Here is a 7,858-nt window from a genome sequence, read left to right as displayed (position 1 = left end):
TGGAGCCTTCGGGCAAAGGGAAGTGGTGGAGCCGGTGACCCAACGGGGTAGTAGGTGAGCGATGGGGTGACGCAGGAAGGTAGTCCAGCCCGGGCGGTGGTTGTCCCGGGGTAAGGGTGTAGGACGTGAGGTAGGCAAATCCGCCTCACACGTAGTCTGAGACCTGATGCCGAGCCGATTGTGGTGAAGTGGATGATCCTATGCTGTCGAGAAAAGCCTCTAGCGAGTTTCATGGCGGCCCGTACCCCAAACCGACTCAGGTGGTCAGGTAGAGAATACCGAGGCGTTCGGGTGAACTATGGTTAAGGAACTCGGCAAAATGCCCCCGTAACTTCGGGAGAAGGGGGGCCATTCCTGGTGATGAGTCTTGCACTCTGAGCTGGGGGTGGCCGCAGAGACCAGCGAGAAGCGACTGTTTACTAAAAACACAGGTCCGTGCGAAGCCGTAAGGCGATGTATACGGACTGACGCCTGCCCGGTGCTGGAACGTTAAGGGGACCGGTTAGCTTGGATTCGTCCAGGCGAAGCTGAGAACTTAAGCGCCAGTAAACGGCGGTGGTAACTATAACCATCCTAAGGTAGCGAAATTCCTTGTCGGGTAAGTTCCGACCTGCACGAATGGCGTAACGACTTCTCGACTGTCTCAACCATAGGCCCGGTGAAATTGCATTACGAGTAAAGATGCTCGTTTCGCGCAGCAGGACGGAAAGACCCCGGGACCTTTACTATAGCTTGATATTGGTGTTCGGTTCGGCTTGTGTAGGATAGGTGGGAGACTTTGAAGCAGCAACGCCAGTTGTTGTGGAGTCGACGTTGAAATACCACTCTGGTCGTGCTGGATGTCTAACCTGGGTCCGTGATCCGGATCAGGGACAGTGTCTGGTGGGTAGTTTAACTGGGGCGGTTGCCTCCTAAAGAGTAACGGAGGCGCCCAAAGGTTCCCTCAGCCTGGTTGGCAATCAGGTGTTGAGTGTAAGTGCACAAGGGAGCTTGACTGTGAGACTGACGGGTCGAGCAGGTACGAAAGTAGGGACTAGTGATCCGGCGGTGGCTTGTGGAAGCGCCGTCGCTCAACGGATAAAAGGTACCCCGGGGATAACAGGCTGATCTTCCCCAAGAGTCCATATCGACGGGATGGTTTGGCACCTCGATGTCGGCTCGTCGCATCCTGGGGCTGGAGTAGGTCCCAAGGGTTGGGCTGTTCGCCCATTAAAGCGGTACGCGAGCTGGGTTTAGAACGTCGTGAGACAGTTCGGTCCCTATCCGCTGTGCGCGTAGGAGTGTTGAGAAGGGCTGTCCCTAGTACGAGAGGACCGGGACGGACGAACCTCTGGTGTGCCAGTTGTCCTGCCAAGGGCATGGCTGGTTGGCTACGTTCGGGAGGGATAACCGCTGAAAGCATCTAAGCGGGAAGCCTGCTTCGAGATGAGCACTCCCACCTCCTTGAGAGGGTAAGGCTCCCAGTAGACGACTGGGTTGATAGGCCGGATATGGAAGCCCTGTAAGGGGTGGAGTTGACCGGTACTAATAGGCCGAGGGCTTGTCCTCAGTTGCTCGCGTCCACTGTGTTGTTCTGAAACAACGACCCCGACCCGGGGAGAAGTTCACGGGTTGGTGCGGTTGACAGTTTCATAGTGTTTCGGTGGTCATAGCGTGAGGGAAACGCCCGGTTACATTCCGAACCCGGAAGCTAAGCCTCACAGCGCCGATGGTACTGCAGGGGGGACCCTGTGGGAGAGTAGGACGCCGCCGAACAATCATTCAGAGAAGGCCCACCCGGGTGACCGGGTGGGCCTTTTCGCGTTCTCAGGGCTTCCGGAGGACGACAGAGAGACAGGACGACAGGGAGACGGGCGAAAAAATCTTGGCCGGTCGTGTCGAGAACCCGTGGCCGGCTCCGTCCCAGGGGTGAGCGCGGCCACAATGGGTCGCACGAGCTCCGAAGGAGAAGCACGATGGCCAAGTACCTGCTGCTCAAGCACTACCGAGGCGCCCCGACTCCGGTCAACTGCGCGCCGATGGACCAGTGGACGCCGGAGGAGGTCACGGCGCACATCACGTACATGCAGGACTTCGCGGCCCGGCTGGAGCAGACCGGCGAGTTCGTCGACGCCCAGGCGCTCGCGCCCGAGGGGTCGTGGGTGCGGTACGACGGCGAGGGGCGGCCGCCGGTGACGGACGGTCCGTTCGCGGAGACCAAGGACCTCATCGCCGGCTGGATGGTGATCGACGTGGACAGCCACGAGCGCGCCCTGGAGCTGGCCGGTGAGCTGTCGGCGGCCCCGGGGGCCGGTGGGAAGCCGATCCACGAGTGGCTGGAGCTGCGTCCGTTCCTGGCGATGCCGCCGACCGTCACGGAGTGACCTCTCCCGTGACCTTCCCGATGAACGAGGCCCTGATCCGGGGCCTCACCCCGGGTGTGCTGGGTGTCCTCGTCCGCCGCGGAGCCGACTTCGCGGCGGCCGAGGACGCCGTGCAGGAGGCGCTGGTCGAGGCGGTCCGCGTCTGGGCGGGCGATCCGCCGCGGGATCCGAAGGGCTGGCTGGTCACCGTCGCCTGGCGGAAGTTCCTCGACGCGACCAGGGCGGACACCGCCCGCCGCCGCCGGGAGGACCTGGTCGACCAGGAGCCGGAGCCCGGTCCGGCGGCCTCGGTGGACGACACCCTGCAGCTCTACTTCCTGTGCGCCCACCCGTCGTTGACGCCGTCCTCCGCGGTCGCGCTCACCCTGCGTGCGCTCGGTGGGCTGACCACCCGGCAGATCGCCCAGGCCTATCTGGTGCCCGAGGCGACCATGGCGCAGCGGATCAGCCGGGCCAAGCGCACCGTCTCGGCGGTCCGCCTCGATCGGCCGGGCGACGTCGCGACCGTGCTGCGGGTGCTCTACCTGGTGTTCAACGAGGGCTACTCCGGGGACGTCGACCTCGCTGCCGAGGCGATCCGGCTGACCCGGCAGCTGGCGGCGGCGATCGACCACCCCGAGGTGGCGGGGCTGCTGGCGCTGATGCTGCTGCACCACGCCCGGCGGGCCGGCCGGACCGGTCCCGACGGAAGCCTGGTGCCGCTCGCGGAGCAGGACCGGCGGCTCTGGGACACCGGCGCGATCGCGGAGGGCGTCGGCATCCTGCAGACGGCCCTGGCCCGGGACCGGCTGGGCGAGTTCCAGGCCCAGGCGGCCATCGCGGCGCTGCACGCAGACGCGCCCACCGCCGGGGAGACCGACTGGGTGCAGATCGTCGAGTGGTACGACGAGTTGGTGCGGCTGACGGACAGTCCGGTGGTGCGGCTGAACCGTGCGGTGGCGGTCGGTGAGGCCGACGGGCCGCGGGCCGGCCTGGCGGCGCTCGGTGGACTGGACGAGGCGCTGCCCCGGTACGCGGCCGCCGCGGCGTACCTCCACGAGCGTGCCGGGGAGCCGGTGGTGGCGGCCCGGCTGTACGCCGAGGCGGCCCGCCGGGCGTCCAACCTCGCGGAGCGCGACCACCTCACGCGCCAGGCGGCCCGGCTCAACGCCGGCCGCCGCACCTGATCCGGTGCCTCAGAGCCGGCCGGCCGCCTTGAGCGCCAGGTAGGTGTCCGCCAGCGCCGGGGCGATCTGGGCCGGTGGGGCGTCGAGGACGGTGACCCCGCTGCGGGTGAGGCGGTCGGCGGTGTTCCGGCGGTCGGCGCGGGTCTGTTCGGCGGCGGCGGCGCCGTAGACGGCCTCCACGGTGCCGCGGCCGGCGGCCAGCACGTCCAGGTGCGGGTCGGCGACGGAGGCGAGGACGACCTCGTGGCGCTTGGTGAGCAGCGGCAGCAGTGGGCGCAGGCCGTCCTCGACGGAGGCCGCGTCCAGGCCGGTGAGCAGGACGACGAGCGAGCGGTGCGGCGCCATCGTGAGCGCGGTGGAGACCAGCGCGCGCATGTCGGTCTCGTGCAGCGCGGGTTCCAGCAGGGCCATCGCGTTGGTGAAGGAGGGCAGGATCTCGCTGGGCGAGCTGCCGATGACCGAGGCGCGCTTGCGGGCGTCGTGGGCGAGCAGGTCGACCCGGTCGCCGGCGCGGGTGGCGAGGGCGGTGAGCAGCAGGGCGGCGTCGAGGGCGGCGTCCAGGCGGGGGGCGTCGCCGACGCGGCCGGCCGAGGTGCGGCCGGTGTCGAGGACGATCAGGATGTGGCGGTCGCGTTCGGGGCGCCAGGTGCGGACGGCGACGGTGTTGCGGCGGGCGCTGGCGCGCCAGTCGATGGAGCGGACGTCGTCGCCGGGCAGGTACTCCCGCAGCGAGTCGAACTCGGTGCCCTGGCCCCGGGTCAGCACCGAGGTCCGGCCGTCGAGTTCGCGCAGCCGGGCGAGCCGGGAGGGCAGGTGCTTGCGGCTGTTGAACGGGGGGAGGGCGCGGACCGTCCAGGGGACGTGGTGGGAGCCCTGGCGGCCGGCCAGGCCGAGCGGGCCCAGCGAGCGGACCGTCACGCGGTGGGCGTGGTGGTCGCCGCGGCGGCCCGGGGTGAGCACGGTGACGGCGCGGCGCCGTTCGCCGCCGGGGACGGCGAGGGTGAGCCGGGAGGCGGTCTCGGAGGTGCCGGGGCGCCAGGCGGAGGGGGCCCAGGCGTCGCGGACCAGGGCCCGCAGCGGCCGTCCGGAGGTGTTGCTGACGGTCAGTTCGACCGAGGCGGTGTCGCCGAGCCGGACGGTGGTGTCGCCGCCCCGGGCGATCCGCAGGCTGCGGACGGGGGCGGCGAGCACCAGGTCGACCAGGACGGCGAGCAGGACGGCGCCGGTGACGGCTCCGATCCCGGTCCAGGAGGGCAGCAGGAGGCCCACGAAGAGCGCGCCGAGCGCGGCGATCAGGGCGGTTCGCCCGGTGAGGGCCATGCGGGTGCGCTCCTTCGGAAGCCCGGTGTGTTCGAGGACCCGGTACGCCTACCGGTGGTGGATCAGCGGGGGGCGGGCGTCTGGGCGAGGACGGCCTGGATGACGGAGTCGGCGGTGACGCCCTCCATCTCGGCCTCGGCGCGCAGCGCGACGCGGTGCCGCAGGGTGGGCAGGGCGAGCGCCTTGACGTCGTCCGGGGTGACGTAGTCCCGCCCGGCCAGCCAGGCCCAGGCGCGCGAGGCGGCGAGCAGCGCGGTGGCACCGCGCGGGGAGACGCCGATCGACAGCGACGGGGACTGCCGGGTGGCCCGGCAGAGGTCGACGATGTACGCCAGGATCTCGGGCGAGACGGTGAGCTTCGCGATCTGCTCGCGAGCGGCGGCCAGGTGCTCGGGCCCGGCGACCGGGCGGACGCCGGCGGCGGCGAGGTCCTTGGGGTCGAAGCCGGAGGCGTGCCGGGACAGGACCTGGAACTCCTGGTCGCGGTCGGGCAGCGGGAGGATCAGCTTGAGCAGGAAGCGGTCCAGCTGGGCCTCGGGCAGCGGGTAGGTGCCCTCGTACTCGACCGGGTTCTGGGTCGCGGCGACCAGGAACGGGACGGGCAGCGCGCGCGGTTCGCCGTCGACGGTGACCTGCCGCTCCTCCATGGCCTCCAGCAGGGCGGCCTGGGTCTTGGGCGGGGTGCGGTTGATCTCGTCGGCGAGCAGCAGGTTGGTGAAGACCGGGCCGGGCTGGAAGGAGAACTCGGCGGTGCGGGCGTCGTAGACGAGCGAGCCGGTGACGTCGCCGGGCATCAGGTCGGGGGTGAACTGGATGCGCTTGGTCCCCAGGCTGAGCGCCGTGGACAGGGTGCGCACCAGCAGGGTCTTGGCGACGCCGGGGACGCCCTCCAGCAGCACGTGGCCGCCGCAGAGGAGGGCCACCACCAGGCCGGTGACGGCGGCGTCCTGGCCGACGACGGCCTTGCCGATCTCGGCGCGCAGGGCGGTCAGGGCCGCGCGCGGGTCGGTGACGGGGGTGGCGGGCGCCGTGCCGGGGGTGATGCGGAGCTGGGCGGTTGCCTGTTCGGTCACGGGTTCCGTACCTGCCTTTCGAGGGCGTCGAGGTCGTCGGCGAGCCGCAGCAGTGCGGCGTCGTCGGTCGGGGGCGGGCCGTACAGCAGGGCCCGGACGTCCCCGGCGGGTCGCGCGGGGAGGCGGTCGGCGACGGCCGCGCAGAGCGCCTCCGGCTCCGGTCCGCCGGCCTGGAGCGGGAGGCCCAGGGCGGGGGCGAGGCGGTGGGCGGTGGCGCGGCGCAGCGCCTCGGCGGCGCGGCCGTGGGCCTTGGCCCGCCGGTAGAGGCGGGCGCGGCCCTCGGTGGTCTCGGCGGCGCGGACCACCACGGGCAGGTTCTCGCTGACCACCGGGCCGAGTCGGCGGGCCCGCCAGAGGGCGGCGAGCACGGCGGCGACGGCCAGTTGGTAGAAGGCCCAGTGCCAGCCCTTCGGGATGTAGTCGCCGAAGCTCTTGCGCGGGGTGCCCTCGGCGACCGGCGCGGAGTAGTCGGGCAGGTGCCAGGTGAGGCGGGGCTGTGAGCCGAGCAGGCCGAGGGCGAGCGAGGCGTTGCCGTCGTCGGCGAGCCGGCGGTTCTGCAGGAACTCGCCGCTGCCGAGGACGATGACGTTGCCGCCGCCGTCGTCGGGGGTGCTGACCAGCGGGTAGCCGTGGTGGTACGGGTAGCAGCCGTCGCCTCGGCTGCCGCTGGTGTAGAGCGTGCCGCCCATCGCGGCGGCGCCGGCCCGTACGGCTTCGGGGAGGGCGCAGCCCGGGTGGGTGCTGCGGACGGACGTGAACGGGACGCCGCCGACCTCGTCGGAGGTGCGGATGCCGGGGGCGAGCGTGCTGAGGGCGGCCGGGCCGGGGTTGATCAGGACCAGCCGCCGGTGCCGGGCGGCGGCGACGGCGCGCAGCTCGGCCGGGCTCAGCAGGTCGGGTTCGGGCAGCACCAGGGTGTCGGCGCCGTCGGCGGGGGCCGTGGGGTCGGTGCGCAGTTCGGTCCGGACGCCCTGGCCCTGGAGCAGGGCGACCACGGCGTGGGTGCCGTCGGCGTCGTAGGAGCGGGGGTCGAGCGGCGGGTAGCGGTGGCCGGTGTTGAGGACGGCGAGGCCGACGGCGGCGACCAGCAGGACGGCGAGGGCGACCAGGTACCAGCGGGCGCGGCGGGCCAGGCCGCGCCCGGTGGGGGCGAGGCTGGTCGGTGCGGCGTCGGCGGCGGGTCTTTCGGCGGCGGGTCGTTCGGGGGTGGGGGGAGCCGGGGCGGTGCTGGTCATGCCGCTCCTCCCGGGGTCGGGGCCGGGGCCGGGGCGGTGGCCGCGGCGTGGGCGAGCACCGGGCGGCTGCGCTCCAGGGCCCGGTCGAGGTCCAGCAGCAGCTGGTACGCGGCCTGGTCGGCGGTGCGCTCGCCGTAGGCGATGTCGTCGAAGGTGCGGGCGGCGGCGGTCAGTGCGGCGGCCTGGTCGGGCAGGGCCCGGCCGGCTTCGGCGGCGGCCTCGTCGGCGGTGCGGCCGGGGCGGGTGTCGAGCAGGGTGCGCTCCTCCAGGGCCCGGACCAGCGCGCGCATCTGCTCGCGGACGGCTTCGGTCCAGCGGCCGGCGGCGGCGTGCCCGGCGGCGTCGGCGCGGTACTGCGCGGCGGTGCGCGGGCCGGCGGCGCCGTACACGCCGTAGTCGGTGCGGACGGCGCGCTTGGGCGCGCCGAGGCGCCACCAGAGGGCGGCGGCGATCACCGCGGCGACGACCAGGAAGAGCACCAGTCCGGTGGTGCCGTCGGTGCCCCCGCCGGAGATGCTGCCCATGGCGCGGTCGATGTGGTCCCAGATCCAGTCGATGACCCGTTCCAGGACGCTCGGGTCGTTCTTGTGGTACTCGGCCTTGAGCAGCTCGTCGCGGGCGGCGTCGCGGGCCGGGTCCCGTGGAACGGTGACCGGGGCGCCGCCGGCGGCGAGGAGCCTGTCCCCCCAGATAGGCATCCG

At 71.5% G+C, this 7,858-nt stretch carries 6 protein-coding genes and 2 rRNA genes (1 of these 8 cut by a window edge); 4 read left to right on the top strand and 4 right to left on the bottom strand.

Going from position 1 to position 7,858, the window contains the following annotated elements; translation table 11 throughout:
• The 4 genes from ACFXOZ_RS11405 to ACFXOZ_RS11390 all read left to right on the top strand — a co-directional run.
• Positions 1–1,548: ribosomal RNA gene (locus ACFXOZ_RS11405) — 23S ribosomal RNA — on the top strand; it begins 1,368 nt to the left of the window's first position.
• A gap of 90 nt (positions 1,549–1,638) precedes the next feature.
• A 5S ribosomal RNA gene (gene rrf, locus ACFXOZ_RS11400) occupies positions 1,639–1,755 on the top strand.
• Positions 1,756–1,955: 200 nt separating this feature from the next.
• On the top strand, positions 1,956–2,363 hold the full coding sequence (locus ACFXOZ_RS11395; RefSeq protein WP_375882940.1) for a YciI family protein: 408 nt from the start codon (positions 1,956–1,958) through the stop codon (positions 2,361–2,363).
• A gap of 20 nt (positions 2,364–2,383) precedes the next feature.
• Positions 2,384–3,529 carry an RNA polymerase sigma factor gene (locus ACFXOZ_RS11390; protein ID WP_380531548.1) on the top strand — a complete coding sequence of 382 codons (1,146 nt, stop codon included), beginning with the start codon at positions 2,384–2,386 and terminating at the stop codon, positions 3,527–3,529.
• 9 nt (positions 3,530–3,538) lie between these two features.
• On the opposite strand, the gene ACFXOZ_RS11385 is transcribed toward ACFXOZ_RS11390, so the two are convergent.
• The 4 genes from ACFXOZ_RS11385 to ACFXOZ_RS11370 form a co-directional block, all read right to left on the bottom strand.
• On the bottom strand, positions 3,539–4,849 hold the full coding sequence (locus tag ACFXOZ_RS11385; RefSeq protein WP_380589547.1) for a DUF58 domain-containing protein: 1,311 nt from the start codon (positions 4,847–4,849) through the stop codon (positions 3,539–3,541).
• A gap of 62 nt (positions 4,850–4,911) precedes the next feature.
• The gene (locus ACFXOZ_RS11380; protein WP_380407819.1) at positions 4,912–5,892 is read right to left on the bottom strand and encodes an AAA family ATPase; all 981 of its coding nucleotides are present in this window, start codon (positions 5,890–5,892) and stop codon (positions 4,912–4,914) included.
• Between the two features lie 26 nt (positions 5,893–5,918).
• Complete coding sequence (locus tag ACFXOZ_RS11375) at positions 5,919–7,157, bottom strand: DUF4350 domain-containing protein (RefSeq protein WP_380531533.1); 1,239 nt, start codon at positions 7,155–7,157, stop codon at positions 5,919–5,921.
• The gene (locus ACFXOZ_RS11370) at positions 7,154–7,855 is read right to left on the bottom strand and encodes a DUF4129 domain-containing protein (RefSeq protein ID WP_380589545.1); all 702 of its coding nucleotides are present in this window, start codon (positions 7,853–7,855) and stop codon (positions 7,154–7,156) included. Before ACFXOZ_RS11370 ends, ACFXOZ_RS11375 begins: the two co-directional genes overlap by 4 nt.
• Between the last annotated feature and the right edge of the window lie 3 nt (positions 7,856–7,858).

This window comes from Kitasatospora sp. NPDC059160, assembly GCF_042755465.1.
Classification (GTDB): domain Bacteria; phylum Actinomycetota; class Actinomycetes; order Streptomycetales; family Streptomycetaceae; genus Kitasatospora.
Note: the sequence above shows the minus strand (reverse complement) of the source record. Positions and strands in the feature narration are given on the sequence as shown.

Bases quoted from the DNA above. Each gene is read 5' to 3' on its own strand.
- ACFXOZ_RS11395 (WP_375882940.1), top strand. From the start codon at position 1,956: ATGGCCAAGTACCTGCTGCTCAAGCACTACCGAGGCGCCCCGACTCCG.
- ACFXOZ_RS11390 (WP_380531548.1), top strand. From the start codon at position 2,384: ATGAACGAGGCCCTGATCCGGGGCCTCACCCCGGGTGTGCTGGGTGTC.
- ACFXOZ_RS11385 (WP_380589547.1), bottom strand. From the start codon at position 4,849: ATGGCCCTCACCGGGCGAACCGCCCTGATCGCCGCGCTCGGCGCGCTC.
- ACFXOZ_RS11375 (WP_380531533.1), bottom strand. From the start codon at position 7,157: ATGACCAGCACCGCCCCGGCTCCCCCCACCCCCGAACGACCCGCCGCC.
- ACFXOZ_RS11370 (WP_380589545.1), bottom strand. From the start codon at position 7,855: ATGCCTATCTGGGGGGACAGGCTCCTCGCCGCCGGCGGCGCCCCGGTC.